Genomic DNA, 24,089 nt, shown 5'->3' on the forward strand with positions numbered 1-24,089 from the left:
CGGCCGCCCCTGTCCCGGGCAGGGACATTTTTGTATCCTAATTAATCTAATGGATTAGCTGGTTTGTATCCTAATTAATCTAATGGATTAGCTGGGCGGTTTAACTCTTTGGAAGGAAATCAGAGTATGTCCTGAAGGGGAGACGCGCTTTTCCGTTCGTTCCTCCCCGGCCTTTCCCCGACAGGGGGAGGGAGCTCCCTGCCGGAGTGGCGCGCCCGGATCTCAGCGGATGGTCAGGCGCAGGGTGTAGTTTTCGCCGAGGGTGCGGAAAAGCGCGCTGACGTTGACCTGGTAGGTGCCGGCGCGGGTGATGAAGCTGAAATCCTCCTGGCAGTCCACGACCCCGATGACGGCGAAGCAGGTGTTGTCGCTGCCGAAAATCTGCAGGCGCGCGGTCTGGCCGTTGCCTGTGCCGAAGGTGTAGCAGTCGACATCATCCTGGGTGACGTGGCCCGAGATCTCGCCGGAATAGGCGCCGGGGGCGAAGCGGATCTGCGGGCAGCTCTGGGCCGAGACGGCACTGGCGGCGCAGGCAGCAAGGGCCGCAAGAAAAAATCGGGTCATGGCAGGCATTTTCCGGGAAAAGAACGGGATCAATGCCTGCGAGGGTGACGCGGTCCGAACGGTACGTCAAGTGAGCGCACGCTGCCGCTTCTTCTTGGTGAAAATATTCCGGGGAGCGCGAGGGGCTGGCCCCTCGCTTCCACGGTCGCATCACTCGGCGACGTTCAGCGCCTCGATGATCGGCCCGAAATCCTCGGCCTTGAGAGAGGCGCCGCCCACCAGCGCGCCGTCGACGTTCGAGACGGCAAAGATCTCGGCCGCGTTCTTGGCTTTCACCGACCCGCCATAGAGGATGCGCACCGAGCGGCCGACGCCTTCGCCAAAGCGGCGTTCGAGCCGGGCGCGGATGAAATCGTGCACCTCGCCGATCTGGTCGGTGGTGGGCACCTTGCCGGTGCCGATGGCCCAGACGGGTTCGTAGGCGACGACGAGGCTGTGGCCCGTGGCGCCATCCGGGATCGACCCGGCGAGCTGGCCGCCGATGATGTCGAGCGTGTTGTTGGCCTCGCGCTCGTCGAGCGTCTCGCCGACGCAGACGATGGCCTTGAGGCCCGCGTCCCAGGCGGCGAGCGTCTTGGTCCGCACGTCCTCGTCGTGTTCGTCGTGGTCGGCGCGGCGCTCGGAGTGGCCGAGGATGACGTAGCTTGCGCCTGCATCGGCAAGCATCGCGGCGGCCACGTCGCCGGTATGGGCGCCCGAGGCCTCGGAATGGCAGTCCTGGCCGCCGACGGCGACGCCCTCGACCCGGCCCGCGGCCTCGGAGATGAGCGTGGCGGGCGGGCAGATCAGCACCTCGCAGGGGCCTTTCGCGGGTTCCGCTAGCGCGTCGAGCTCGGTCAGCGCGGCGCGGCTGCCGTTCATCTTCCAGTTGCCCGCGGCGAGTTTGGTTCTCATGCGGCTCTCCTCTGCCAATTGTGTCGTTTGTTGCCGCCAATCACATGGACCGGGCGGGGGAAGTCAAGGGCGGGCGTCACAGGTGGGCGAGCGCGCGGCGGGCTAGATCGGAGGCCGCTTCGGGATCGTCCTGCGCCTCGGGCGGAAGCGTCCAGTAGGGCATGGCGGCCTGGGTGCCGTTCTTGCGCGTGTAGGTCCAGCGGGTGCAGCCCATGGCCTCGAGCGCCTCGGCGAAGGGGCCCGCGCCCTTGATGAGCAGCTCGCCGTCCGACCGGAGGATGGCGAAGACCGTGCCCTCGCAATACAGCGCCATTCCGCCGAACATGCGGCGTGTGGTGATGTCGCCTGCGTCGGAAAAGAGATCCCTCGCGAAGGCGATCTCCTCGGGCGTGACGCTCATGGCAGGCGTGCCGCGAGCCGCAGGTGCAGCAGCTGCGCTCCGAGGCAGGCGAGCGTGATCACGAGGGCGGCCGTTCCGGAGGCCAGCCCCGCGATGAGCGTGGGCAGCACGATCAGTGCCGCGAGGGCCGGGATGAAGGCAAGCGCCACGCCGCGTTTGGCGCGCCAGCCGGCGTGGCCGTCCATTCCGATGTTCATGGGGAGCGTTGCGCGGTCTGACAGGTGTTGGTTCGCGCGGAACGCGATAACGCACATGGCGGCGAGCAGGAGAGCCGCCGCCACGGTGGCCATGTCAGCCCTGTTGCCGTTCGGCCTGCAGTTCCTCGACATCCTTGAAGGTGATCGATTCACCGCAGCCGCAGGCGTCGGCCACGTTGGGATTGCGGAACCGGAAGCTCGATTCGAGGAGAGAGACCTCGTAGTCGATCTCGGTTCCGAATAGGAACATCTGGGCCATGGGGGCGATCAGCACGCGGGCGCCGTCCTGTTCCACGACCTCGTCGTTGGGATCGGCCTCGTCCACGTAGTCCATGGTGTATTCCATGCCCGCACAGCCGCCCTTCTTCACGCCGATGCGCAGGCCGTGGTGGCCCTTGGTCTCCATGAGCTTGCGGATCTGGGTGATGGCGGCGGGGGTCATGGTGACCGCCTGTTTGCCGGGGATGCCGAACATGGGCGCACCTTCCTTTCGTTCCCTTAGAAACTAGGGGTTTGCGGCGGCAATCTCAAGGGATGCGGTGAGGGCCGTGACGCACAGGGCAGTGAGGAGCGCCCAGCCGATGGAGGCGAGCGTGCCGATGATGACGTATTCGGCCACGTGGCGGTCGTCCTTGGTGGCGTTGAAGCGCAGGATGGACTTGGCCGCGATCAGGAAGGCGACGCCCGACGGCAGGCCCGCGAGCACCAGCAGGTAGGTGAGCCCGCGTTCAAGCTGTCCGATCATCTTTCCGGCATCCTTCAGGCCGCCCCCGAGGATGCGGCGGCGGGTCCAGAAGGCATGGTACGGGGCCATGAGCTTGGCCACCGCGTGGCCACCGGCGGTGACGGCGGCGATGAAGCCCGCGAGCCAGAGCATGGCGGTGGTGAGCGGCGAGGTTTCGGTCAGCGCCGTCCAGAGGCTGTCGGACCAGAGCGTGGGGGTGACGAGGGCGATCGCGGCGATGGTGAGGAGGTGTGCCGCCTGGTCGATCAGGTAAGGGCGCAGCGTGTCGCCGAAGTGCAGCTTGATGCGGTCGATGGCGGCGTGGGTGACCGTGAGGATCGCGAGGGCGATGGTGCCTTCTTGGGTGGTCGGCGCGAGCAGCAGCGCGGCGGTAAGCAGAACGAGCCCCGCGTGCAGCGCCAGCGTGGCGGGCCGGGTCTTGCGCTCGATCATCCGGTCCGACTGCAGCAGGAAATCGGCGATCACATGGGCGAGCAGGAGGGGGGCTGCGGTCTGGATGACCTCGGGCAGGGCAGGCATCAGGGCTTGCCTTTCGCAAATGCAGGTAAATTCGCTTGCGTCATTCGGCCTCCAGCGCGGTGAGGGCCGCCTCTAGTGCCGGAAAGCCCGCAGCGTGAAGCGCCTGGTCGACGGCTTGGCGGGAGATGCCCAGCCGGCTGGCGGCGGCGCTGCGGGGGCCGGGATCGGGGGGGAGCATCTCGCAGAGCGCGCGGGCCTGTGCCTGCGTCCAGCCGGCGGCGATGCGATCGGCAAGGATCCAGGTGGCGTTCTGTGCGCCGCCGGAGGCGTGGGCCATGTGGATCGGGTCGGAGAGCGTTTCGAGCAGGCGGCCCGAAGCGGTGAAGGCGGGGCCGTGGGCCTCGTTGGGGTTGTCGAACGCGCTTTTGGGGAGGGCGCCGTCCCCCGTGGCCATGGCGATGCGCGTGGTGCGGTCGCCGTCGAGGCGGCGCAGGCTGGCCCGGATGAGGAGCGCGGCGCGCAGGCTGTGGCGGGCATCGGTGAGCACCACTTGCCATGCGTCGCCGGCGCGTGGGGCAAAGCCGGTGGCGCCGGTCCAAGGGGGCATGTCCGAGAGAGCGTCACGGATCGCGCCGAGCGTGGTGTCGATTTCCGTCCCGGTGAGGGCAGACGAGTCGACGATGTCACCTGTCAGGACTGCGTGCATATGCAAGTCCTAGGACTTGCATATGCGAAAAGCAAGTTAAAACGCTTGCATGTCTTACATGAAGCCGAGTTCGAGGCGCGCCTCGTCGCTCATCATGTCCATGCCCCAGGGCGGATCCCAGGTGATTTCGACATCGACCTGCTTCACGCCGGGGAGGGGCTCGATGGCCTCGGCGACCCAGCCGGGCATTTCACCCGCGACGGGGCAGCCCGGCGCGGTCAGGGTCATGATGATGCGGACCTCGTTCTCGGCGCTGATCTCGATGGTGTAGATCAGCCCGAGGTCGAAAATGTTCACCGGGATCTCGGGGTCGTAGACGGTCCGGCAGGCCTCGACCACCTGCTCGTGCAGGGGGTGATCGGTGCTGGAGGGCGCGATGAGGGGCGCACCTTCCATCTGGGGGCTGGCTTCGTTCATGACCGGTCCTTCCACGTCTTTCCTGACCAAAGGATATAGGTAATACGGGCCAGCCGGTAAAGGGCGTGTCTCGAATGCTAGGGGCGCAGCGTGGCGTCGCCCAGCAGGCCGGCAAGGCAATCGAGCGCCGCGCGCACCGGCGGATCGTGCCGGCCGTCGTGGTGCGAGACCAGCCATTCATCGTGGGTGAGCGCGTCGATGACGGGGCCGATCTGCACCAGATCGCACTCCGCGCCCGCGAAGGTGGGCAGTACCACGCGGCCCAGCCCCGATGCGGCCATTTCGCGCGCGAAGGCCATGTCGGAGGCGGTCGTGACGATCTCGCTTTCGTGGTGGGCGCGCAGCCAGCGGCCGGAGGGTGTATCGGCGGCGCCACGGGGCAGGGCGATGTAACCGGTGATGTCGGGGTTCTTGGCGAAGACGGCGTAGCGGATGGGAATGGTGCGGCGGGCGGCCATCCAGGGCTGGTCCGGGCGGCGGTTGCGAATGCCGATGTCGGCCTCGCGCCGGGCGATGTCCACGGTGGCGTTCGAGGCGACGATCTCGGGCACCCAAGCCGCGTCAGGCGCACGGGCGGTGCCGAGTTGCCGGGCGATGAAGCGCGAGGTCCAGAGGCCCGCAGTGATACGCACGCGGGGCAGGGTGGGCGAGGACATGCGGCGTGCCAGCCGCGCCTGCACCTGCCTCAGGCCCGCGACGTCCTCGGCCAGTGACCGCCCGGCGGCGGTGAGCGCATAGCCGCGCGGGCCCCGTTCGAAGAGCCGTTCGTTCAGCCTGCGTTCGAGGGCCGCCATGCGGCGCGACAGCGTGGGCGCGGAGGTGCCCGTCGCGCGCGCGGCGCTGCCGAGCCCGCCCGCGTCGGCCACGGCGAGGAAGAGGCGGAGGTCGTCGAGGTCAGGCTCTTTCATTTCTGAAAGTCCGGCTGCGGAAACATGGGCTGCTGCGACGAATGTTGCCTTGCCATGTTGGGTGCAGGTTTTCGGGAATGCAATGGAGGCGGAGATGATGGTGTCTGTGTGGGTCACGCGTCTGCCCGAGGCGGCGCTGGAAACGGCCCATGCGCGCGAGCGCGCGCTCTGGGCAAGGCGGAAGGCGCGGCAGCGGGCGAACCGGCGGCGCAGGCTGCTGCTGCGCCTGCTGCGGTGGACGCGGGCGCGGCGCGGCCTAGCTGGCCGCTTCTGGGCAGTGCGGGAAAGACGATGGCGGAGCGGAACGACCTGAGCATTTACGACGGTGCTGCGGAGCAGTGGTGGTCGGACGAGATCCGCTGGGTAAGGACACTGAAGAACCTGGTGCCCGCCCGGATGCGTTGGTTCTCGCGCCACGTGAGGTGGACCGGCAAGCGTGTGCTCGACGTGGGCTGCGCGGGCGGTTTCATGGCCGAGGCACTTGCGGGCGCCGGGGCCGAGGTGACGGGCATCGATCCGGCCGAGAAGGCTCTGAAGGCCGCACGCGCCCACGCGGCGCGGAACGGCCTGTCGATTTCCTACGATCGCGGTTCGGGCGAGAACCTGCCCTACGACGACGGGACCTACGACGCGGTGGTCTGCGTCGATGTGCTGGAGCACGTGGATGACCCCCTGCGGGTGCTGGCCGAGGCCGCGCGCGTGCTGCGACCCGGCGGGCGGTTCTTCTACGACACGATCAACCGGAACGTGGTGGCGCGGCTTCTTGCGGTGGGTATGGCCGAGAACGTGATCGGGCTGTTGCCGAAGGGGGCGCACGATCCGGAGATGTTCCTGAGACCCGCCGAGCTGGAGCAGGGGATGCGGCAGGTGGGGCTTGATCCCGAGGCGCGCACCGGGCTGGGGCCGCGCGGGGTAAACCGGCGCGGCGACCTGGTGTTCGGACGCCTGCCGGGAAGTGCCGTGCAATACATGGGCGTCGCGCGGAAGCTGGCGTGAGGCCTTTGGGCCCGGCGTGGCGGCGGGCCCATATTTTCACGGCGAGATCGACATCGGCCCCGAACGTCGAGCCTAGCTGTCCGTGAGGTTGCGGCGCGAGCGGACCGGGGTGGGACGGACCTTGCCCTCGATGTGCTCGTAAAGACGCTCGGCGATGTTCTTCTTGGTCGCCGTCTCGATTCCCTCGAGGCCCGGGGAGGAGTTCACCTCGAGCACCTTGGGGCCGCTTTCGGAACGCAGCAGGTCGACGCCCGCCAGGTTCAGCTTGAAGGCTTTGGCCGCGCGCACTGCGGTCTCGCGCTCTTCCTTGGTGATGCGGACCACCTTGGCCGAGCCGCCGCGGTGCAGGTTGGAGCGGAAGTCGCCCTCGGCGCCGGTGCGCTTCATCGAGGCGACCACGCGGCCACCCACGACAAGGCAGCGGATGTCCTCGCCCGCGGCTTCCTTGACGAAGTCCTGCACGAGGAAGTTGGCCTTGAGACCCCGGAAGGCGTCGATGACCGACTGAGCGGCCTTCTTGGTTTCGGCCAGCACGACGCCCTTGCCTTGCGTGCTTTCGAGCAGCTTCACGATCAGCGGCGCGGTGCCCACGAGCCGCATGAGGCTGTCGGTGTCCTTGGGCGAGGCCGCGAAGGCAGTGTTCGGCATGCCAATGCGGTGGCGCGCCATGAGCTGGTGGGCGTAGAGCTTGTCACGGCTGGCGGTGATGCCCTCGGAGCCGTTCACGCAGAAGGTGCCGATGGTTTCGAACTGGCGGATGACGGCGGTGCCGTAGCTGGTCACGCTGGCGCCGATGCGCGGGATGACCGCGTCGTAGCGGGGCAGGCGCTTGCCGTCGTAATGCACCTCGGGGGCCATGGCGTTGATGGCCATGTAGCAGCGCGTGGTGTCGATGACCTCGACCGTGTGGCCGCGCTTTTCGCCTTCTTCGACAAGGCGCCGGGTGGAATAGTTGTCCTCGCGCGACATGACGGCGATGCGCAGCGCGCGGTTGGGCGCGGCGCGACGGACGTGGGAGGTCGTGTAGACGTCGTAGCTGAGCTGCGGCAGCAGGAAGCGGTCGGTGGCCACGATGGTGATGTGGTCCTTGAGCGCCTCGCGACCGAGTAGCATGCGCGAGGCCATGGTGGAGCGGTCGGTGAGCGTGAGCTCGATCCGCCAGCTTTCCTCGCCCACGCGCAGCGTCGAGGCGATCACGTAGCGCAGCTCGCTTTCGCCGTTGGAGGAGGTGACCGTGCGCCGGTCCACGATCTTGGCGGAGCAGGGGATCACCAGGTCGTCGCGCCCAGGCACAGGGTGGACGGTGAAGCGCACGCGGGGTGCGCTGCTGGGGCCGAAAGTCTCGATGTCGAAGGCGTGCAGCGCGGAAGTGCGGGCCCCGGTGTCTACCTTGGCGCGCATGGCGGGCAGGCCGAGATCTGGCAGGGCCACCCACTCCTCCCATCCGAAGCGGATCAGGTTCTGCGCGGGATCTGGGGTATCGTCCATGGGCCGTTCCTCCTGCCGGATGGGCTTTAAGGGTTAACAACCGGGGGCGCAGGCTGCAAGCGGGGCCGGATTCCTGGTTCAGGCCGATGTCTGGGCGTCAAGCCAGTCTCGCACTGCCGGAAGGCGTGCGCGGGCGACGGGGATCTGTCGCCCGTCGTGCAGGACAAGCACCGGACGACCGTTGTCCTGGACCAGCGTGTGCGCAGCGCCGCTTGCCACCCACCACGATCGGTGTGGCTGGACACCGTCGTCGGGGCCGGTCTGGGCGACGATGTCGCCGAGGCGCGCGCGCTGGGTGAGGGTGCGACCGTCGAGCGTGACATGCACGTGATGCTCGCGGGCCTCGATCACGCGGAGCTTCTCGAGGGGCACCGGCTCGGCGCCGATCAGGATGCGGCGCTCCCTTACGCGGGTTTTGGCTGTGCCGTCCTGACCGTTTTCCCGGCCGAGGATCATCGGGCGCACGTAGTGCATGAAGATGAAGGTGAAGATCTCGGTGAAGATCCAGAGCACGGGGAAGTCCGGCGGGACGAGCGCGCCTGCGCGGCCGTTGGACAGGACATATGCGAGCGCCTCGCCAAAGCCGAGAGCGGGAATGACGGCCAGCAGATTGAGAAGGGGCAGGGGAACGCGGGGTAGACCGAACCGCCGTTGCAACCCGGCTGCCGCGACGAGCCATCCGCCAAGTGCGAGAACGAAGAGCGCGATGCAGAGACCGGAAACGAGCGCCAGCGCTGGCAGGCTGAGACGGGGAACGACCTGCGGTGGATCGAAAACCACCAGCGACAAGAGGACGATGCCAAGGAATAGCAGCCCCTGGCGCGACCGGAGCAGTCGCTGCAGATCGCATGCGGAGAGGCAAAATCTCGTGCCGGCCACATCCACCAAGGATACCGGGTGTTCAAAGGGCATTTCGGCCGGTTTCTTTCCCCACGTGAGAGTGGCAGCTCGGACGTTAACGATTGGTTAACCATCAGATGCATACACCGCAACTAGCATTCCTGATATCCGTATCGGTCCTGCTGCATATGGTGGTTGGAGTGCCCGTAGATTGAATGAGACCGGGTCAGGGGTGGCGCTGCTGACCGTGCTCAGTGTCCGAGATCGTCCGACAAAACATTGCGTAGGGCAGTCACGCAAACGCGTAACTGCCTCTGGTCCGAAACAGGATCTAAAAGGGCCGCAGGCCACTACTTCTACTTCAGGTTGAGCGAATGAACGCCCCTACACGAGACTTATTCAAGACCGCTCCGGAGGTTTCGGAGGAAGTCGACCGGCTCATGACCCGCGTCCGAGAGCACCGAAGCGACGAGGCGATCTGCCAGTCGCTCAGGGCCGCGTCGCTTCTCATCGAGAACGCGGCCTTCGAGATGGCGCGGCACGACAACGCCAAGGAGGTCTCGCGGCTTATCCTCACGGCGGCCGAGCTTGACCGGATGGTCACGGAGATGGAGCATGAGGAATAGGGGCGCTTTGTCCCTACTCGTTCACCGCGACCCGTCGGAAGTTCCGCGATTGCCAGAGCGGCCATCCCACCATCTGCGAGATCGTCCGAACTGAAGCCCGCGCGCGGCGAGCCCGTCGAAGGTCTGCGGCATGGCGGAGACCGTGCCGGACTGGATGTCGTGACTCAGGATGATCGCGCCGGGACGTGAATGCGACAGGATCCGGCGGGCAACGACGCCGGCGCCGGGGCGGCGCCAGTCCTCTGGGTCGACGGACCAGAGCACGGTGGGAAGCCTTCGGGAGTCGTAGAGCATGTTGCGCTGGCGGCGCGTGAAGGCGCCGTAGGGCGGGCGGAAGGTCACCGGCGGGCGCCCGGTGATCCGGAAGATCGCGTCGCTGGTGCGGTCGATCTCGGACAGCACCGAGCCGTCATTGCGCCGCGAGAGGTCGGGATGCGACCAGCTGTGGTTGCCGATCTCGTGCCCCTCGTCGCTGATCCGGCGCACGATGTCGGGCCAGGTCACGCAGCGGTTGCCGATCAGGTAGAAGGTGGCCCGCAGGCCGCGTGCCTTGAGCAGGTCGAGCAGGCGCGGCGTCAGGTTCGGATGCGGGCCGTCGTCGAAGGTCATGGCAACCACAGGCGATGCAGTGCGGATTCCGGTGATGGTGGCCGCATCGCGGACCAGGTCGTCCGGCAGGGCGATGCGGGGCGCGGCATGAGCCAGCCCGGGAACCCCCAGGGCAATGGCCGAAAGGCCGCCGGACAAAATAGTCCGTCGCGTGATGAAAGGCATTGGAAGCTATCCCCCCGATAGCAAAAATGGCAGGCGGTCTCAGGAAAGCCGCCCAGCCTGTTGTCGGGCAAGGCATATTTCAGATGCGTGCACTTCAGGGCGCTTTTCGTTGCCGTAGGGTCACGTAAGCTGTGCGTTGCCGGAGCCGGGTGCTGCGGTCCGCGCGTGCGTTCTTCGCTTGGGAAAACCTTTCAAGTTCAATGTTTTGTTGCTGTCTCGGGATGGGGTGGGTGGGCGACGTCGCGGCAGGTCGAAAAATTGGCAAAAGGGGCCCGGCAAAACGCTTGACGCTCCTGCGGCGCATCCCTAAAAGGCCTCTCACGCCAGAGGCCAAGGGCTTCGGCGGCAGTGAGCGGTTGTAGCTCAGTTGGTTAGAGTGCCGGCCTGTCACGCCGGAGGTCGCGGGTTCGAGCCCCGTCAACCGCGCCACCACTGCCCCGAACTCCGAAGCTCCGGCGCTGTGCGCGGTTGTAGCTCAGCTGGTTAGAGTGCCGGCCTGTCACGCCGGAGGTCGCGGGTTCGAGCCCCGTCAACCGCGCCACTTTCCCTTACATACGAAAATGATGCGAGGCGCAGGGGAACCATCTGTGCGGTCTTGTCGTTCGCTCGGCGATGAAACGCAAAAGGCGCCCCTGTAGGGCGCCCTTGGCAGATTGATACGTGGTGTCTTGGTAATGGTCCGGTGGTCAGCTTCCCCAGGTGCGAACCGGTCCGCAATCCATGTGCACGAAGTTGGAGCCGGTGTAGCGTCCGACGCCTCCGGCGTTGCAGGATTGAGCCGCACGCGCCATCTGGTTGACCGAGCGGGAGGCGAGACGGAGATCCGCAGCCTGACCGCGAAGATGGCGCGAGTTCTTGGCCACACCGCTGGAGCGCGAGCGAAGCATCGCGTTCGTCTTCGGACACCGATAGCCGGAAATGAGCATGTAGGGCTCGGAAACGTCGAGAAGGTTGTGCGCCGCGGCCATCAGGTCGACCGTGCGGGCGTCGATCTGCTTCACGTCATTGGTGCGCCAATCGCGCATGAAGTGATTGATCTCGTTCAGGGCGTCGGCGATGTACTGGCCCTCGACCCAGTAGATCATGTCGAGTCGTTCGCCCGTGCGCGCAGAATACATGCGGAGCCGGCGAATATCGCCGCCCCCTCGGAGGAACCCTGCCGCGTTGGAGTACGTTGGTGCCGCAGCGAGGGTGGTTGCTGCGAAGGCACGCAGAAGTCCGCGCCGCGAAATGCTGCCTGAAGCGGTGTCGGTCATGATGAAACGCCTGTCCCGTCGTCGTGTTGTTGCCTTGCGGTGTGCGCGCATCGTTGTGCGCGCCCTGCCAGTTCTCCCCAGGTGCCACCTTCTATGTCACGAATCGGGTTAACCGAAAAGGAACAAGTGGGGGTTTACGGACCCGACAAGCGATTTCGGCGGCATTTCGCTGAAATGGCACAGTCTGTTGCGGTGCTGCCTATCGGCAACACCCGATGTCGGAGTAAGGCGACGGGCCGGCGCTTACCCGATTGTGAATAGACAGTGTTCACGACCGCCCCAAAGGTATGAGTCGTATTGAAAAATTGGATCTCAGAGGGATTTCGCATGACCGATGACAGAAGGGTAACGGCAGGTCGCCTGATGCGTGCAAGTTGTCTCGCCGCCGCGCTGCTGGCCGCCATGCCGGTCATGTCGAAGGCAGAGGGCACCTCGCTTTTGCAACTTACTGCCTACAAGCAAGCAGTCGCGGAACAGGTTTCGGACAGCGACGGTGTGGCCGATTTTTACCGTGCGCGGGATTTCGCGCCGATCTGGACGGGCGAGGGCGCCGAGGATCAGGCGCGGCGCGCGGCGCTCCTTGAGGCCTTCTCGACGACGCATGCGCATGGTCTTCCGGAGGGGCGCTACGATGCGAAAGCCTGGATGCGGAGGATGTCTGACGCACGGACCGAGCGTGAGCGTGGCCTTCTAGAGGTCGAACTCACGCGGCTTTACCTTCGGTTCGCCCATGACATCCAGTCCGGTATCCTCGAGCCCGGAGAGGTGGTCAGCGCGATCAAGCGCGAGCCGCCCCGGCGCGACAATGCCGAACTTCTGGCGAGGCTGACTGACGAGGAGCCGCGCGCCGTGTTCCGGACACTCGCGCCGCAGAGCCCCGAGTACGCCCGCCTCATGCGCGAGAAGATGCGGCTGGAGCGATTGATTTCACGAGGCGGTTGGGGGCCAAGCCTTCAGAACGCGCGGCTCGAACGGGGCGACAGCGGGCGCGAAGTGGTCGAACTGCGAGACCGCTTGATCGCGATGGGCTACCTGAAGCCGACGCTTTCGGCGGATTACGATGCCGCACTCGAGGCCGCGGTGATTGACTTCCAGTTGGCCCACGGGCTCGAGACCGACGGGATCGCCGGCGGCAATACGCTGAGCGAGATCAACGTCAGCGCCGAAGAGCGGCTGGAATCGGTGATCGTCGCGATGGAGCGCGAACGCTGGCTGAATTTCCCGGGCGGGCCGGGGGAGCGCCACGTGCGGGTGAACCTCGTGGATTTCCATGCGCAGATCATCGACGATGGCAAGCTGACCTTCGCCACGCGGTCAGTCATCGGCCACCAGGACCGCGACCGCCAGACGCCCGAGTTCTCGGACGAGATGGAACACATGGTGGTGAACCCTTCGTGGTACGTGCCGCGGTCGATCATCGTGAACGAGTACCTGCCGCGTCTGCGCCAGAACCCTGGCGCCGTGGGCCACATCCAGGTTGTCGACAGCCGGGGCCGCGTGGTGAGCCGGAACCAGAGCTTTGCGCAGTACAGTGCCTCGTCCTTCCCGTTCTCGATGCGGCAGCCGCCGGGACCGGGCAATGCGCTTGGCACGGTGAAGTTCATGTTCCCCAACCGCTACGCGATCTACCTGCACGACACGCCGTCCAAGAGCCTCTTTGATCGCGATGTGCGCACCTTCAGCCACGGCTGCATCCGCCTGAGCGATCCGCACGAGTTCGCCTACACGCTGCTGGCCCGTCAAAGCTCCGATCCCGTCGGGGATTTCCAGCGCGCGCTGCGCGGTGGGGGAGAGCGCAAGATCTCGCTCGAGCAGAAGGTGCCGGTGCACCTGATCTATCGCACCGCCTACACGCAGGCGAAGGGTCCGGTGCAGTATCGCCGCGACGTCTATGGCCGCGATGCGCGGTTGTGGGACGCACTTGCGGCAGCAGGGGTGGCGCTGACGGGTCGAGCCAGCTAAGTCTCGCCCCCAACCGGGCGCTGCCGCCGTCGCGGCGCCCCAGACCGGGGAGAGACCATGGCCTATACCATCGCCGAAATCGCACAGGCCCTCGGGTTGACGCCCGTGGGCGATACCGGACTGAAAGTCACCGGCGTGGCGGAACCCGCGCTGGCGGGTCCCGACGAGATCGCGCTTGCCATGAAGCCGGACTATGCCGCGCGTCTTGGCGAGGGGCAGGCCAGGGCCGCGATGCTCTGGCATGATGCGGATTGGGAAAGCTTTGGGCTGAAGGCAGCAATCCTGTCGCCGCGCCCGCGCTACGCGCTTGCCGACCTGAGCCAAATGATGGATCCCGGGCCGGGCTACGGCGCCGGGCGCCACCCCAGCGCCGTCATCGATCCTTCGGCCGAGCTTGCCGAGGACGTGGCCGTGGGGCCGCTTGCCGTGATCGACGCGGGCGCGAAGATCGGTGCTGGATCGGTGATCGGACCGCAGGTGCATATCGGGGCCGAAGTTACGATCGGCGAGGGCGCCATGATCCATGCGGGCGCGCGGATCGGCGCGCGGGTCACCATCGGCAAGCGCTTCATCTGCCAGCCGGGCGCCGTCATCGGCGGCGACGGCTTCTCCTTTGTCACGCCCGAAGCATCGGATGTGGAAGTGGCCCGCAAGGACATTTCCGGGGAGACGGCGCGCCATTCGCAGCAGTGGGCGCGGATCTACAGTCTGGGCGCTGTGACGCTGGGCGACGACTGCGAGGTCGGGGCCAACGCCTGCATCGACCGTGGCACCATCCGCGATACGGTGATCGGCGATGGGACCAAGGTCGATAACCTTGTCCAGGTCGGTCATAACTGCGTGATCGGGAAGGATTGTCTTCTGTGCGGTTGCGCCGGCCTGGCCGGGTCGATCACGATCGGAAACTCGGTCGTGCTTGCCGGGCAGGTGGGGGTCAGCGACAATATCACCATCGGCGACAACGTGATTGCCGGGGGCGCCAGTGTCATCTTGTCCAACGTTCCGGCAGGCCGCGCGGTACTGGGCTACCCGGCGATGAAAATGGATGCCCACGTCGAGAGCTACAAGGGCATCCGCCGTTTGCCGCGCCTTTTCCGGGACGTGGCCGAGCTCAAGAAAGCGGTTTCCAAGCTCACCGGGAATGACTAAGCGGTGCACAATTCGACAGATACCGGGGCCCGAAACATGACCGTCCGCGACAAGGTGATCGAGATCATTGCCGAGCAGGCCATGCTGGAGACGTCCGACGTGACGATGGAGAGCACGCCCGAGGACCTCGGGATCGACAGTCTCGGGCTGGTGGAATCCATCTTCGCGATCGAGGAGGCTTTCGACATCTCGATTCCGTTCAACGCCAATGACCCGTCTGAATCCGACTTCGACATCTCGTCGGTCGGCCGCATCGTCGCCGGCATCGAAAAGCTGATCGCCGAGCAGAAGTCGTGAAGCGCGTCGTCATTACCGGGGCGGGCACGATCAACGCCATCGGCAAGACCGTGCCCGAAACGCTCGAGGCCATGCGCGAGGGACGCTGCGGCATCGCCGAGGTCGAGACGCGCGATCTCGACCGGCTGGGTGTGCGGATCGGTGGACAGGTCAAGGGCTTCGAGCCCGAGGCGATGTTCAACCGCCAGCAAATGGCGCTCTACGACCGGTTCACCCAGTTCACGCTGACGGCGGCCCGCGAGGCCATCGCCCAGTCGGGGCTGGAGTTCCGCGGCGAGTTGGCCGCGCGGGCCGGTGTCGTGCTGGGTACCGCCGGGGGTGGCGTGCACACCTGGGACGAGAACTACCGAACCGTCTACGAGGAGGGTAAAAACCGCGTTCATCCCTTCGTCGTGCCCAAGCTCATGAACAATGCCGCGGCGAGCCATGTTTCCATGGCCTATAACCTGAAGGGCCCGTCCTTCACGGTGTCGACCGCCTGCGCGAGCTCGAACCACGCCATGGCGCAGGCCTTCCAGATGGTGCGGCTTGGCATGTCCGAGGCCATGGTGACTGGCGGGTCGGAATCCATGCTGTGCTTTGGCGGGATCAAGGCCTGGGAAGGGCTGCGGGTCATGTCGAAGGACGGCTGCCGGCCCTTCAGCGCGACGCGCAACGGAATGGTGCAGGGCGAGGGCGCGGGTGTCTTCGTCTTCGAGGAATACGAGCACGCAAAGGCGCGGGGGGCCGAGATCCTGGCCGAGGTCGCGGGCTTTGCCATGACCTCGGACGCTTCGGACATCGTGATGCCCTCGGCGCAGGGCGCGGCGCGGGCCATGGAGGGGGCGCTGGCGGATGCCAAGCTCCCGAAGGAGGCCGTGGGCTACATCAACGCGCATGGCACCGGGACGGCCGCCAACGACAAGACCGAATGCGCAGCCGTGGCGGATGTCTTCGGGACCCATGCCGACGACCTGATGATCTCGTCCACCAAGTCGATGCACGGTCACCTGATCGGTGGCACCGGGGCGGTGGAGCTCTTGGCCTGCATCATGGCGCTGCGCGACAGCGTGATCGCGCCGACCATCGGCTACGAGGAATTCGACCCCGAGTGTGCGCTGGACGTGGTGCCCAACGAGGCGCGCGAGGCGCGGGTCGACGTCGCGCTGTCGAACGCATTTGCCTTCGGCGGCTTGAACGCGGTGCTGGCGCTCAAGCGCGTCTGACCGCGCAAGGGGCTTTCCGGGGCCGGCGAGGGCTTTCCAATCGAAACCGTGCGTGGTATCGCCGCGCGCAATCAATAGGCAGTCCGGCGGGCAGGGGCCCACCGGCGAACACGGGAAACGAACCACATGGCGACCGAACGCACCCTCTCCATCATCAAGCCCGATGCGACGCGCCGCAACCTGACCGGCAAGATCAACGCGAAATTCGAGGAAGCCGGCCTGCGCATCATCGCGCAGAAGCGCATCCAGCTCACCAAGGCACAGGCGGGCGAGTTCTACGCCGTGCATAAGGAGCGCCCGTTCTACGACGAACTCTGCGAGTTCATGGCGTCGGCGCCGGTTGTCGTTCAGGTGCTCGAAGGTGAAGGCGCCATCGCGAAGAACCGCGAAGTGATGGGCGCGACCAACCCCGCCGACGCGGCGCCCGGCACCATCCGCGCCGAGTTCGCCGAATCCGTCGGCGAGAACTCGGTCCACGGATCCGACGCCCCCGAGACCGCGGCGGAAGAGATTTCCTTCTACTTCTCCGGCCTCGAGATCGTCGGCTGAGAATAAAGGGGCCGCCCGATGGGGCGGCCCTTCTTATTTCATGGATCCGTGGAAAATACTGAAAGAAGAGACGGTCTTCGAAGCGGCGCCCTACGTGCGCGTCGTGCAACAGGCGGTCGCGCTACCTGACGGCAGGACCGTCGATGACTTCTACCAGGTGCATCTGAACAGCTTCGCGCTGATCGTGCCGGTCCTGGAAGATGGACGCATCCTCGTCATTCGCAGCTACAAACATGGCGCGGGTAAAGTCGTGCTGAGCTTTCCCGCGGGCTTCGTTGACGAAGGGGAGCAGCCGGATGACGCCGCGCGCCGTGAACTCATGGAAGAAACGGGGCATCGCTGCGATGAGCTGATCTCACTGGGTCGCTACGTCGACAACGGCAACCAGCGGGGCAGCGAGGGCCATTTCTTCCTGTCGAAGGAATGCCAATGGGAGCGCGACCCTGATGCGGGCGATCTCGAAGAGATGTCGGTCGAGACCCGGAGTGTCGAGGAACTCGATGCGGCTCTGGATCGGGGCGAGTTCGGTATCGTGCATTCGGCGGCGGCTTGGGCCTTTGCCCGCCGCCACCTGATCTGAGCTAGCGCGGGGCCATCGCCGGGCGATCACCCGGCGAGGCGCTGGCGCCGTTGTGGGCGAAGGGGGCTCTCCCCGGAACATTGTTCCCTCCATCCCGATGACGCGCTTCGACATGGGCTCGAAGCAGAGCCGCGTTGCGAAGGTTGGCCTTGTAGCCAACGTCAAGCACATCGCCGATCAGCGGCACAAGGCCCACGACCCAGTCGATCCCGAGGTTCATGATCATGCGACCCATCAGGGCTTGCGAAGCCCCGGTCTTGCGCGCGCCGTCCAGCACCACGAGCGAAGGTGCGAGCGCCAGAGCGTCGCCGACGCCGGGCACCAGGCCGATGATCGCATCCCAGCCCAGCGTGATCCTGGTCCCCGGCACGCGAAAGGCATTGTCCATGATGCGGGCGACTTTTTCCGCCCGCTCCACGTGCTCGAAATCGGGATGCAGCGCCATCGATCAGGCCGTGCGGCTGTCGGGGCCGACGCGTGCAATGATCCAGATGGCATGCACGATGCCGGGGATGTAGCCCAGAAGCGTCAGCAGGATATTGATCCAGAAATGTTTGCCGATGCCGACCTGGAAGAAGACGCCCAGCGGCGGCAGGATGATCGCGAGGATGATGCGGATAAGGTCCACGGGGGTTCTCCTTGGTGACATGTGTCAGTCTTGCCAAAGCAACACGCTGCGCTCTCGCTGGTTCCCTTATCGCAGCAGGCCGATCTCGCGCAGAAAGCGCGCAAGGGGCGGCGGAAAGCCCTGCGGCAGCGGTTCGGATTCATTGAGAATCGCGTCTTAAGCTTCTCTCAGAGCGTCTTTTTCCTTGCCTTTGCAGTCGTTCCAGGGGCGCCCCTGAAGCGCCATATGCACGACGTAGTAGCCGATGAAGTGGGGCTTCGTGCCGGTGGCGAGCATCCGTCGGTAAGCCTCGTCGGCCCCGAGGGTGCGCAGCGTCTCGGCGTCGGGAATGCCGGCGCGCGTGCAGGCGGCCTCGACCGCGGGACCAAGATTGCCGATCGAGGAGACCGGCGTGCTCATTTTCTGTCCTTGGCCCCGGCAGAGAGAAGCGCGTCGACCCTGTCGCCGGAGATGCCGTGCGAGAGGATGTCGAAATGCCCCTCGCCGAACATCTCGTGCGCGGCGTCGTAGATAAGCCGATGCGTCGCCCGGGCCAGCGCGGAGCCGAGGGAAAGGCGGGCGACGCCTGCGCTGGCAAAGCCTGAGCGGTCATGTGAGGTGTAGGGCCCCGCGACGAGCGCGTTCAAAGGCAGGGACGTGGCGCTGCAGATCGTGGCGAGATCCTCGAAATGCGGCGGCAGGGGAATGTAGACGCAGTCGGCGCCGGCTTCTTCGTAGCCCGTGATGCGCGCGATGGCCTCGTTCAGGTCGTACTGGCCATTCATCACCCCGTCCGCGCGGGCGCAGAGCACGAAATCACGCGGCAGGGCCCGCGCGGCCGCTGCGGCGGCGCGGATGCGCTCCACGGCGAGATTTCTGGCATAGGGTGTTGCGCCGGGAAGGGCGGTGTCCTCGATGGAGATGCCCGCGAGGCCGACCTCGGCTGCGAGCCGCACGGTTTCGGCGCAGGTGTCCGGTGCCTCGCCGAAGCCGTTTTCGAAGTCGCCCGAGACAGGGACGGCGACAGCAGAGACGAGGCTCTCGGCGTGGGCGAGTGCTTCGTCGCGCGTGACAGTGCCCATGTCCGGACGGCCGAGGGTGAATGCGTGGGCTGCGGAGCTGGTGGCGATCGCGCGGGCGCCGAGGGCTGCAAGCATCCTGGCGCTTCCGATGTCCCAGGCGTTGGCGAGGATGAAAGGATCACCGCGACGGTGCAGGGCGCGAAAGGCGGCGCCGGGATCAGGCTGCATGAGCGAACGTTCCGGCAAAGGCGACGAGCGTCTCGATCGCTGAGACAAGGCGGTCATCTTCGGTGGTGAGCGCAATGCGAATATGGCCGGCGGCCGAGGTGCCGAAGCTTTCGCCCGGCATCACCGCGATGTGGTGCGCGTCGAGCAGCGCTTCGGCGAAGTCGCGCCCCGACAGACCTGTGCTGCGCACGTCGAGCATGAGGTACATGGCTCCCTGCGAGGGAATCACGCCGACCGCGGTCTGTCCTTTGAGCGCCGCGAGCGCGAGATCGCGGCGGCGGCGGAACGGCGTGGCGATGCCGGTTTCGAGAAGATCGCCCTCCTGAAGGGCGAAGAGTGCCGCCTGCTGGATGTAGCCGGGGACGCCGTAGGTGGTCACGGTGGCCAGGTCGATGAGCGCGTCGACCGCGGCCTCGGGAGCGCAGATCCAGCCCACGCGCGAGCCCGTCATGGCGTGGCTTTTGGACATGGAGCCGATGACCATCGTGCGGTCTGCCATGCCGGGAAGGGCGCGGGGGCTCCGGTGATCGCCTTCCCAGATCTGCGTATCGTAAACCTCGTCGGAAATGAGCCAGAGATCCCGGTCCTGCGTCACCCGGGCAATCGCGTCGAGCGTGTCGCCTGGATAGACCGTGCCGGTGGGATTGTTGGGCGTGTTGATGAGCACGCTTTTCGCACCGCTTTCCACTGCGAGACGGTCGATCTTTGCCGCGTCGGGTAGGAACGCGGCTTCGGCGCTGGTCTCCACGGCGACAGGTGGGCGCGAGGCCGCGCGCATCGTCCCTGGGTATGTGGCGTAGTAGGGATCGACGTAGAGCGCCGCGTCGCCGGGATCACCCGTGGCCAGATGCGTCGCGAGAAGCCCGGGCTGCCCGCCCGCCGTCACGATGATGTTGTCGGCTGTGGTTGGCACGCCGGTACGGGCGGCAACGCGTTCGGCAAGCGCTTCTCGCAGCGGGGCGATGCCGGGCACCATGGCATAGCCGGTGGCGCCGTTCAGCGCGGCGGTGTGCATCGCCACAAGGATTGCCGCGTCGGTGCCGATGTCGTGCTCGCCGATGGTCAGCTCGATCACGTCCTTGCCCTCGGCGACCATCTGCCGGGCGCGGTAGAAGACCTCCCAGCCGTCCGAGCCGCCCTTGTTCAGCGTGGTGATGCGGTCCGAGAGTTGTGGCATGGAGAGGTCCTTCTTTGACACCGGAGTGATGCCAGAGCGGTGGACCCCCGGCAAGTGAACACGGGTTTCATCGCCGCATCCTTTCAGGTTTCGGACGCGTAAAGGTAAATGAAGTCAGCCTGTTACGGACGGTCCCTGATTTGACCGAACGCGCGGTCGGGCGTAGGTTTCCCGACATGCTGGACGAATTGAGGCACGCGGCCATGGCGAGATCCATGGCCGCGTTTTTCGTTCGCATGTCTGAGCGGGGAAGTCGCACAGGCAAGAAGGGTATCGAGCAATGGAAAACGACGTACTGATCCTGGTCCGGGACGAGACCGCACGCCTTGAAGAACAACGCGACGAAATCGCGGAAACGCTGCGGGAACTGAGCCAGGAATTGCGTGATCTACGCGCCCGCGTTCGCGAGGGCGACCTGAAGGACTCGCAGGAGGCCGGCAAGCTGCTGGGCCACCTGCGCTACTGGCTGAAGGCCGCAAATGAAACGGAGGCTCAACTTGCAGAACAGAGAAGGAAAAGAGCCGGGATCTCGGGGGCATACGGGCTCGACCTCGACCGGGCGCGGGCTGATATCGGGTGCCGGCTTGATCGGATCCGCCGGTGCTGCGGTGAAGGAGAGCTTCCTGAGTGAACTGACGGAGGGGGAGCGCCTTGCGCTCCCCTTTCTTTTCGATTTCTGGGCGCACCCGCACCAGTTGCCGCCTGAGGGCGACTGGCGCTGCTGGGCGATCCTGGGCGGACGTGGGGCGGGCAAGACCCGGGCCGGGGCCGAATGGGTGCGCTCCATGGTCGAAGGGCCGCGGCCCCTCGATGCAGGGCGCGCGCGGCGGCTGGCGCTGGTGGGCGAGACCATAGACCAGGTGCGCGAGGTGATGGTCTTCGGCGACAGCGGCATCCTCAACTGTTCGCCGCCGGACCGGCGGCCGAGCTGGAACGCGACGCGCCGTTGTCTTGTCTGGCCCAACGGGGCCGAGGCCATGGCGTTTTCGGCGCATGACCCCGAGGCGCTGCGCGGGCCGCAGTTCGATGGCGCCTGGGTGGACGAGCTGGCGAAGTGGCGCAACGCGCAGGCGACCTGGGACATGCTGCAATTCGGGCTTCGCCTTGGTGACGATCCGAGGGTCTGCGCAACCACGACGCCGCGCAACGTGGCAGTCCTGAAACGTTTGCTCGATCTGCCGTCGACGGTTGTGACCCGAGCGCCCACCGAGGCGAACCGGGCCTACCTTGCGGAGGCTTTCCTGGCCGAGGTGCGTGCGCGCTATGCGGGCTCTCGGTTGGGATTGCAGGAACTGGATGGGGTGCTGCTGGACGAAGCGGACGGCGCGCTCTGGTCGCGGGAGATGCTGGATGCCTGTCGGGCGGGGCGGCTGCCGGAGTTCGACCGGATCGTCGTGGCTGTCGACCCGCCGGCCGGTGCCGGCGCGGGTTCCGATGCCTGCGGGATCGTCGTGGCCGGTGTGGTGCGGTCCGGACCGCCCGAGGAGTGGCGCGCCGTGGTGCTTGAGGACGCGAGCGTGCAGGGCGCCTCGCCGCTCGGCTGGGCCAAGGCCGCGGCGCAGTCCTACGACCGCTGGAAGGCCGACCGCGTCGTGGCCGAGGTGAATCAGGGTGGCGCCATGGTGAAGACGGTGCTGGCGCAGGTGGACCCGATGCTGCCCGTGACGGCGGTGCATGCGAGCCGCAGCAAGGCCGCGCGGGCCGAGCCGGTGGCGGCGCTCTACGAGCAGGGCCGCGTGGCGCATGTCGCAGGGATGGAGGCGCTCGAGGCACAGATGTGCCTGATGACGCCCGAGGGGTTCGAGGGCGGCGGGAGCCCTGACCGCGTCGATGCGCTGGTCTGGGCGCTGAGCGAGTTGATGCTTGGTGCAAAGGCTCCGCCGCGGGTCAGAAGCCTTTGATTCCCAATGGTGTTGCGCTGAGGCGCGGCACCGTTCGGTGGCGTCGAGGGCCGTTAAATCCTTCGGTCTAGGTTTCTTTCCAAGCCGCGGGGCACACAAGGCCCCGCCGACGGAAATCGGAAAGGAGCGCGGCGCGATGGTATTGCAGTTTCTCGCAGGTCGGGGCCGGTCGGAACCCCAGGCGGCACCGGCCGCAAAAGCCTCGGCCACCGGACCGCTGGTGGCGCATGTGACCTCGGGGCGGATCGCCTGGTCGCCGCGCGACACGGCTTCGCTGACCAAGCAGGCCTTCGCGGGCAATCCGGTGGGCTTTCGCGCGGTCAAGCTGATCGCGGAAGCCGCCGCGGCGCTGCCGCTGATTTTGCAGGATGCCTCGGCGCGCTATGCCGATCATCCGATCCTGCAACTGGTCACGGCCCCGAATCCGGCACAGGGGCGGGCCGAGCTGCTGGAGGCGCTTTACGGGCAGCTGCTGCTGTCGGGTGACGGCTACGTCGAGGCTGTGACGGGCAGCGGGGCCGTGCCGCTTGAACTGCATGTGCTGCGGTCCGACCGGATGCGGGTGATCCCTGGCAGCGATGGCTGGCCCGTGGGCTACGAATACGCGGTTGGTGGACGCAAGCACAGGTTCGACGCGACCGGGCCGGTCTCACCGATCCTGCACGTCCGGAATTTCCACCCCCAGGACGATCATTACGGGCTGAGTCCGCTGCAGTCTGCGGCTCAGGCAGTGGATGTGCACAACGCCGCAAGTCGTTGGTCCAAGGGGCTTTTGGATAACGCGGCGCGCCCGTCGGGTGCCATCATCTGGAAGGGCCCGGACGGGCAGAGCAGCCTGGCGCCTGACCAGTATGAACGCCTCGTCGCCGAGATGGAGGCGCATCACCAGGGCGCCCGGAACGCCGGACGGCCGATGTTGCTTGAAGGCGGTCTGGACTGGAAGCCGATGGGCTTTTCGCCTTCGGACATGGAGTTCCAGAAGACCAAGGAGGCGGCGGCACGAGAGATCGCGGTAGCCTTCGGCATTCCGCCGATGCTGCTGGGGATCCCCGGCGAGGCGACCTACGCCAACTATCAGGAAGCGCACCGCGCCTTCTATCGCCTGACGGTTCTGCCGCTCGCCGGCCGTGTGGCGGCGGCGCTGGGACGTTGGCTGGCGCAGTTCGCCGGCGAGGAAGTTTCGCTTGTCCCCGACCCCGACAGGGTGCCGGCGCTCGCCTCCGAACGCGACGCGCAATGGGCGCGCGTGGCGCAGGCCGATTTCCTGACCACAGCCGAGAAGCGGGATATGCTCGGGCTTCCTCCGCTAGATGAAGGTGGGGCCTCAAGTGCCTGATGGACGAGTGAAATACGAGCCATTCGCCTGCGCGCCCGGGATGCGGCTGGAAGCGCATGAGCGGGTCAGCAAGCTTCAGTTCGAGGCGCTGAACGCCCGGCTGGACCGGCTCGAGATGATCATGGAGCGGCTTGAAAAGCGGCTCTGGCTGACGGTCTACGGCGTGGTCGGGGTGATCCTGGCCCAGGCCTTTCAAGGGCTGCTGCAGGCTGCGCCCTGAGTGGCGGGAAAGAAAGGGAACGGATGCTGGATCTCGAAATGAAATTCTGCCGCTTCGAGGCGGAGGTGACGGTGGCCGAGGGGCACCGGATCGAGGGATACGCCTCGCTTTTCGGGGCGTGCGACCAGGGTGGCGACGTGGTGGCGCAGGGCGCCTATGCGCGCAGCCTTCAGCGGCTTCAGTCCGAGGGGCGGTCGGTCAAGATGCTCTGGCAGCACGACCCGGCCCAGCCCATCGGCATCTGGGAGGAGGTCCGCGAGGACGGTCGCGGGCTTTTCGTCAAGGGGCGGCTGCTTGAAGACGTGAGCCGCGCCCGCGAGGCGAAGGCGCTGATCGAGGCAGGGGCCATCGACGGCCTGTCGATTGGTTACCGCACTGTGAAATCACGCAAATCGGAGGCGGGTCACCGCGTCCTGACGGAACTGGAGCTCTGGGAAGTGTCGCTGGTGACCTTCCCGATGCTGCCCAGTGCGCGCGTGGCGGCCAAGGGCGACGCGCCCGAGGAAGTCATGCTGCGCGACCTGGCGAGTGTCCTCGAGGACGCGCGCCGCAACCTGGCGGACAGCTGACGCGCCGCCCATCGACA

The 24,089-nt window shown here is 66.4% G+C and carries 31 protein-coding genes, 2 tRNA genes and 1 pseudogene; 16 read left to right on the plus strand and 18 right to left on the minus strand.

Features of this window, described 5'->3' with window-relative positions; translation table 11 throughout:
• Positions 1-222 precede the first annotated feature (222 nt).
• The 9 genes from C8N44_RS10265 to C8N44_RS10305 form a co-directional block, all read right to left on the minus strand.
• Positions 223-564 (minus strand): hypothetical protein, encoded by a 342-nt coding sequence (locus C8N44_RS10265; RefSeq protein WP_107976131.1) that lies wholly within the window; start codon positions 562-564, stop codon positions 223-225.
• A 150-nt stretch (positions 565-714) separates the two neighbouring features.
• Positions 715-1,458, minus strand: a complete 744-nt coding sequence (tpiA, locus tag C8N44_RS10270) for a triose-phosphate isomerase (protein ID WP_107976133.1) — start codon at positions 1,456-1,458, stop codon at positions 715-717.
• A gap of 76 nt (positions 1,459-1,534) precedes the next feature.
• The gene (locus tag C8N44_RS10275) at positions 1,535-1,858 is read right to left on the minus strand and encodes a TfoX/Sxy family protein (RefSeq protein ID WP_107976135.1); all 324 of its coding nucleotides are present in this window, start codon (positions 1,856-1,858) and stop codon (positions 1,535-1,537) included.
• Positions 1,855-2,055 carry a hypothetical protein gene (locus C8N44_RS10280; protein WP_146178835.1) on the minus strand — a complete coding sequence of 67 codons (201 nt, stop codon included), beginning with the start codon at positions 2,053-2,055 and terminating at the stop codon, positions 1,855-1,857. The genes C8N44_RS10275 and C8N44_RS10280 overlap by 4 nt, the downstream gene beginning before the upstream one ends.
• A 94-nt stretch (positions 2,056-2,149) precedes the next feature.
• Complete coding sequence (locus C8N44_RS10285; RefSeq protein WP_107976139.1) at positions 2,150-2,530, minus strand: HesB/IscA family protein; 381 nt, start codon at positions 2,528-2,530, stop codon at positions 2,150-2,152.
• A gap of 30 nt (positions 2,531-2,560) precedes the next feature.
• Entirely contained in the window at positions 2,561-3,319 is a 759-nt protein-coding gene (locus C8N44_RS10290; RefSeq protein ID WP_107976141.1) for a DUF3307 domain-containing protein, read from the minus strand.
• 40 nt (positions 3,320-3,359) lie between these two features.
• Positions 3,360-3,965 carry a hypothetical protein gene (locus C8N44_RS10295; protein WP_107976143.1) on the minus strand — a complete coding sequence of 202 codons (606 nt, stop codon included), beginning with the start codon at positions 3,963-3,965 and terminating at the stop codon, positions 3,360-3,362.
• Positions 3,966-4,019: 54 nt separating this feature from the next.
• A complete protein-coding gene (locus tag C8N44_RS10300; RefSeq protein WP_107976145.1) occupies positions 4,020-4,382 on the minus strand; it encodes an SUF system Fe-S cluster assembly protein in 363 nt (120 codons plus the stop codon).
• 77 nt (positions 4,383-4,459) lie between these two features.
• Positions 4,460-5,290 (minus strand): LysR family transcriptional regulator, encoded by an 831-nt coding sequence (locus tag C8N44_RS10305; RefSeq protein ID WP_107976147.1) that lies wholly within the window; start codon positions 5,288-5,290, stop codon positions 4,460-4,462.
• Between the two features lie 94 nt (positions 5,291-5,384).
• On the opposite strand from C8N44_RS10305, the gene C8N44_RS10310 reads away from it, so the two are divergent.
• Both C8N44_RS10310 and ubiG read left to right on the plus strand, forming a co-directional pair.
• Positions 5,385-5,603 (plus strand): hypothetical protein, encoded by a 219-nt coding sequence (locus C8N44_RS10310; RefSeq protein ID WP_146178836.1) that lies wholly within the window; start codon positions 5,385-5,387, stop codon positions 5,601-5,603.
• Positions 5,582-6,286, plus strand: a complete 705-nt coding sequence (ubiG, locus tag C8N44_RS10315) for a bifunctional 2-polyprenyl-6-hydroxyphenol methylase/3-demethylubiquinol 3-O-methyltransferase UbiG (protein ID WP_107976151.1) — start codon at positions 5,582-5,584, stop codon at positions 6,284-6,286. The genes C8N44_RS10310 and ubiG overlap by 22 nt, the downstream gene beginning before the upstream one ends.
• Before the next feature lie 72 nt (positions 6,287-6,358).
• Here ubiG and rimK read toward each other — a convergent pair whose 3' ends face one another.
• A complete protein-coding gene (gene rimK, locus C8N44_RS10320; RefSeq protein WP_107976153.1) occupies positions 6,359-7,774 on the minus strand; it encodes a 30S ribosomal protein S6--L-glutamate ligase in 1,416 nt (471 codons plus the stop codon).
• A 78-nt stretch (positions 7,775-7,852) separates the two neighbouring features.
• Positions 7,853-8,686 (minus strand): LytTR family DNA-binding domain-containing protein, encoded by an 834-nt coding sequence (locus C8N44_RS10325; RefSeq protein WP_107976155.1) that lies wholly within the window; start codon positions 8,684-8,686, stop codon positions 7,853-7,855.
• A 368-nt stretch (positions 8,687-9,054) separates the two neighbouring features.
• On the opposite strand from C8N44_RS10325, the gene C8N44_RS10330 reads away from it, so the two are divergent.
• On the plus strand, positions 9,055-9,240 hold the full coding sequence (locus C8N44_RS10330) for a hypothetical protein (RefSeq protein WP_107976157.1): 186 nt from the start codon (positions 9,055-9,057) through the stop codon (positions 9,238-9,240).
• 21 nt (positions 9,241-9,261) lie between these two features.
• On the opposite strand, the gene C8N44_RS10335 is transcribed toward C8N44_RS10330, so the two are convergent.
• Positions 9,262-10,014, minus strand: coding sequence for a polysaccharide deacetylase family protein (locus tag C8N44_RS10335; protein ID WP_244641062.1), 753 nt, complete (start codon positions 10,012-10,014; stop codon positions 9,262-9,264).
• Positions 10,015-10,366: 352 nt separating this feature from the next.
• Between C8N44_RS10335 and C8N44_RS10340 the strand changes: the two genes are divergently transcribed.
• Together C8N44_RS10340 and C8N44_RS10345 are read left to right on the plus strand one after the other, a co-directional pair.
• Positions 10,367-10,443 (plus strand) — tRNA-Asp (locus C8N44_RS10340).
• Positions 10,444-10,478: 35 nt separating this feature from the next.
• Positions 10,479-10,555 (plus strand) — tRNA-Asp (locus C8N44_RS10345).
• A 145-nt stretch (positions 10,556-10,700) separates the two neighbouring features.
• Here the strand turns inward: C8N44_RS10345 and mepK are convergent.
• Complete coding sequence (gene mepK, locus C8N44_RS10350; protein ID WP_170121078.1) at positions 10,701-11,270, minus strand: peptidoglycan L,D-endopeptidase MepK; 570 nt, start codon at positions 11,268-11,270, stop codon at positions 10,701-10,703.
• A gap of 327 nt (positions 11,271-11,597) precedes the next feature.
• Here mepK and C8N44_RS10355 point away from each other — a divergent pair, with 327 nt between their 5' ends.
• The 6 genes from C8N44_RS10355 to C8N44_RS10380 all read left to right on the plus strand — a co-directional run bounded on the left by C8N44_RS10355 (position 11,598) and on the right by C8N44_RS10380 (position 17,012).
• Positions 11,598-13,232, plus strand: a complete 1,635-nt coding sequence (locus C8N44_RS10355) for a L,D-transpeptidase family protein (RefSeq protein WP_107976161.1) — start codon at positions 11,598-11,600, stop codon at positions 13,230-13,232.
• 57 nt (positions 13,233-13,289) lie between these two features.
• A complete protein-coding gene (gene lpxD / locus C8N44_RS10360; RefSeq protein ID WP_107976163.1) occupies positions 13,290-14,381 on the plus strand; it encodes a UDP-3-O-(3-hydroxymyristoyl)glucosamine N-acyltransferase in 1,092 nt (363 codons plus the stop codon).
• Positions 14,382-14,417: 36 nt separating this feature from the next.
• Positions 14,418-14,678: an acyl carrier protein gene (locus C8N44_RS10365; RefSeq protein WP_107976165.1), complete on the plus strand. Its 261-nt coding sequence runs from the start codon at positions 14,418-14,420 to the stop codon at positions 14,676-14,678.
• Positions 14,675-15,883, plus strand: a complete 1,209-nt coding sequence (locus tag C8N44_RS10370) for a beta-ketoacyl-[acyl-carrier-protein] synthase family protein (protein ID WP_107976167.1) — start codon at positions 14,675-14,677, stop codon at positions 15,881-15,883. The genes C8N44_RS10365 and C8N44_RS10370 overlap by 4 nt, the downstream gene beginning before the upstream one ends.
• A 126-nt stretch (positions 15,884-16,009) precedes the next feature.
• Positions 16,010-16,432 (plus strand): nucleoside-diphosphate kinase, encoded by a 423-nt coding sequence (gene ndk, locus C8N44_RS10375; RefSeq protein WP_107976169.1) that lies wholly within the window; start codon positions 16,010-16,012, stop codon positions 16,430-16,432.
• A gap of 40 nt (positions 16,433-16,472) precedes the next feature.
• Entirely contained in the window at positions 16,473-17,012 is a 540-nt protein-coding gene (locus C8N44_RS10380) for an NUDIX hydrolase (RefSeq protein ID WP_107976171.1), read from the plus strand.
• A gap of 1 nt (position 17,013) precedes the next feature.
• Here C8N44_RS10380 and C8N44_RS10385 read toward each other — a convergent pair whose 3' ends face one another.
• The 5 genes and pseudogenes from C8N44_RS10385 to C8N44_RS10405 all read right to left on the minus strand — a co-directional run bounded on the left by C8N44_RS10385 (position 17,014) and on the right by C8N44_RS10405 (position 20,046).
• Positions 17,014-17,457 (minus strand): DUF4112 domain-containing protein, encoded by a 444-nt coding sequence (locus C8N44_RS10385; protein WP_107976173.1) that lies wholly within the window; start codon positions 17,455-17,457, stop codon positions 17,014-17,016.
• 3 nt (positions 17,458-17,460) lie between these two features.
• The gene (locus C8N44_RS10390; RefSeq protein ID WP_107976175.1) at positions 17,461-17,640 is read right to left on the minus strand and encodes a YqaE/Pmp3 family membrane protein; all 180 of its coding nucleotides are present in this window, start codon (positions 17,638-17,640) and stop codon (positions 17,461-17,463) included.
• 162 nt (positions 17,641-17,802) lie between these two features.
• Positions 17,803-18,039, minus strand: a pseudogene (locus C8N44_RS10395) (TfoX/Sxy family protein); the annotation flags it as partial.
• On the minus strand, positions 18,036-18,869 hold the full coding sequence (locus C8N44_RS10400) for an isocitrate lyase/PEP mutase family protein (protein WP_107976179.1): 834 nt from the start codon (positions 18,867-18,869) through the stop codon (positions 18,036-18,038). The pseudogene C8N44_RS10395 and the gene C8N44_RS10400, both read right to left, overlap by 4 nt.
• A complete protein-coding gene (locus C8N44_RS10405) occupies positions 18,859-20,046 on the minus strand; it encodes a pyridoxal phosphate-dependent aminotransferase (RefSeq protein WP_107976181.1) in 1,188 nt (395 codons plus the stop codon). Before C8N44_RS10405 ends, C8N44_RS10400 begins: the two co-directional genes overlap by 11 nt.
• Before the next feature lie 280 nt (positions 20,047-20,326).
• On the opposite strand from C8N44_RS10405, the gene C8N44_RS23825 reads away from it, so the two are divergent.
• The 5 genes from C8N44_RS23825 (at position 20,327) to C8N44_RS10425 (ending at position 24,072) form a co-directional block, all read left to right on the plus strand.
• A complete protein-coding gene (locus tag C8N44_RS23825; protein WP_244641061.1) occupies positions 20,327-20,677 on the plus strand; it encodes a hypothetical protein in 351 nt (116 codons plus the stop codon).
• Entirely contained in the window at positions 20,631-21,947 is a 1,317-nt protein-coding gene (locus tag C8N44_RS10410; protein ID WP_373282705.1) for a DNA-packaging protein, read from the plus strand. Before C8N44_RS23825 ends, C8N44_RS10410 begins: the two co-directional genes overlap by 47 nt.
• Positions 21,948-22,083: 136 nt before the next feature.
• A complete protein-coding gene (locus tag C8N44_RS10415) occupies positions 22,084-23,283 on the plus strand; it encodes a phage portal protein (protein WP_107976185.1) in 1,200 nt (399 codons plus the stop codon).
• Positions 23,258-23,503 (plus strand): GTA head formation protein, RCAP_rcc01685 family, encoded by a 246-nt coding sequence (locus C8N44_RS10420; protein WP_107976187.1) that lies wholly within the window; start codon positions 23,258-23,260, stop codon positions 23,501-23,503. The genes C8N44_RS10415 and C8N44_RS10420 overlap by 26 nt, the downstream gene beginning before the upstream one ends.
• A gap of 23 nt (positions 23,504-23,526) precedes the next feature.
• Positions 23,527-24,072: an HK97 family phage prohead protease gene (locus C8N44_RS10425; protein ID WP_107976189.1), complete on the plus strand. Its 546-nt coding sequence runs from the start codon at positions 23,527-23,529 to the stop codon at positions 24,070-24,072.
• The last annotated feature ends 17 nt before the right edge of the window (positions 24,073-24,089 follow it).

Origin of the sequence: Allosediminivita pacifica, from assembly GCF_003054175.1 — a bacterium.
Classification (GTDB): Bacteria; Pseudomonadota; Alphaproteobacteria; order Rhodobacterales; family Rhodobacteraceae; genus Allosediminivita; species Allosediminivita pacifica.

Bases quoted from the DNA above. Each gene is read 5' to 3' on its own strand.
- C8N44_RS10265 (WP_107976131.1), bottom strand. From the start codon at position 564: ATGACCCGATTTTTTCTTGCGGCCCTTGCTGCCTGCGCCGCCAGTGCC.
- tpiA (WP_107976133.1), bottom strand. From the start codon at position 1,458: ATGAGAACCAAACTCGCCGCGGGCAACTGGAAGATGAACGGCAGCCGC.
- C8N44_RS10275 (WP_107976135.1), bottom strand. From the start codon at position 1,858: ATGAGCGTCACGCCCGAGGAGATCGCCTTCGCGAGGGATCTCTTTTCC.
- C8N44_RS10280 (WP_146178835.1), bottom strand. From the start codon at position 2,055: ATGAACATCGGAATGGACGGCCACGCCGGCTGGCGCGCCAAACGCGGC.
- C8N44_RS10285 (WP_107976139.1), bottom strand. From the start codon at position 2,530: ATGTTCGGCATCCCCGGCAAACAGGCGGTCACCATGACCCCCGCCGCC.
- C8N44_RS10290 (WP_107976141.1), bottom strand. From the start codon at position 3,319: ATGCCTGCCCTGCCCGAGGTCATCCAGACCGCAGCCCCCCTCCTGCTC.
- C8N44_RS10295 (WP_107976143.1), bottom strand. From the start codon at position 3,965: ATGCACGCAGTCCTGACAGGTGACATCGTCGACTCGTCTGCCCTCACC.
- C8N44_RS10300 (WP_107976145.1), bottom strand. From the start codon at position 4,382: ATGAACGAAGCCAGCCCCCAGATGGAAGGTGCGCCCCTCATCGCGCCC.
- C8N44_RS10305 (WP_107976147.1), bottom strand. From the start codon at position 5,290: ATGAAAGAGCCTGACCTCGACGACCTCCGCCTCTTCCTCGCCGTGGCC.
- C8N44_RS10310 (WP_146178836.1), top strand. From the start codon at position 5,385: ATGATGGTGTCTGTGTGGGTCACGCGTCTGCCCGAGGCGGCGCTGGAA.
- ubiG (WP_107976151.1), top strand. From the start codon at position 5,582: ATGGCGGAGCGGAACGACCTGAGCATTTACGACGGTGCTGCGGAGCAG.
- rimK (WP_107976153.1), bottom strand. From the start codon at position 7,774: ATGGACGATACCCCAGATCCCGCGCAGAACCTGATCCGCTTCGGATGG.
- C8N44_RS10325 (WP_107976155.1), bottom strand. From the start codon at position 8,686: ATGCCCTTTGAACACCCGGTATCCTTGGTGGATGTGGCCGGCACGAGA.
- C8N44_RS10330 (WP_107976157.1), top strand. From the start codon at position 9,055: ATGACCCGCGTCCGAGAGCACCGAAGCGACGAGGCGATCTGCCAGTCG.
- C8N44_RS10335 (WP_244641062.1), bottom strand. From the start codon at position 10,014: ATGCCTTTCATCACGCGACGGACTATTTTGTCCGGCGGCCTTTCGGCC.
- mepK (WP_170121078.1), bottom strand. From the start codon at position 11,270: ATGACCGACACCGCTTCAGGCAGCATTTCGCGGCGCGGACTTCTGCGT.
- C8N44_RS10355 (WP_107976161.1), top strand. From the start codon at position 11,598: ATGACCGATGACAGAAGGGTAACGGCAGGTCGCCTGATGCGTGCAAGT.
- lpxD (WP_107976163.1), top strand. From the start codon at position 13,290: ATGGCCTATACCATCGCCGAAATCGCACAGGCCCTCGGGTTGACGCCC.
- C8N44_RS10365 (WP_107976165.1), top strand. From the start codon at position 14,418: ATGACCGTCCGCGACAAGGTGATCGAGATCATTGCCGAGCAGGCCATG.
- ndk (WP_107976169.1), top strand. From the start codon at position 16,010: ATGGCGACCGAACGCACCCTCTCCATCATCAAGCCCGATGCGACGCGC.
- C8N44_RS10380 (WP_107976171.1), top strand. From the start codon at position 16,473: ATGGATCCGTGGAAAATACTGAAAGAAGAGACGGTCTTCGAAGCGGCG.
- C8N44_RS10385 (WP_107976173.1), bottom strand. From the start codon at position 17,457: ATGGCGCTGCATCCCGATTTCGAGCACGTGGAGCGGGCGGAAAAAGTC.
- C8N44_RS10400 (WP_107976179.1), bottom strand. From the start codon at position 18,869: ATGCAGCCTGATCCCGGCGCCGCCTTTCGCGCCCTGCACCGTCGCGGT.
- C8N44_RS10405 (WP_107976181.1), bottom strand. From the start codon at position 20,046: ATGCCACAACTCTCGGACCGCATCACCACGCTGAACAAGGGCGGCTCG.
- C8N44_RS23825 (WP_244641061.1), top strand. From the start codon at position 20,327: ATGGAAAACGACGTACTGATCCTGGTCCGGGACGAGACCGCACGCCTT.
- C8N44_RS10415 (WP_107976185.1), top strand. From the start codon at position 22,084: ATGGTATTGCAGTTTCTCGCAGGTCGGGGCCGGTCGGAACCCCAGGCG.
- C8N44_RS10420 (WP_107976187.1), top strand. From the start codon at position 23,258: ATGAAGGTGGGGCCTCAAGTGCCTGATGGACGAGTGAAATACGAGCCA.
- C8N44_RS10425 (WP_107976189.1), top strand. From the start codon at position 23,527: ATGCTGGATCTCGAAATGAAATTCTGCCGCTTCGAGGCGGAGGTGACG.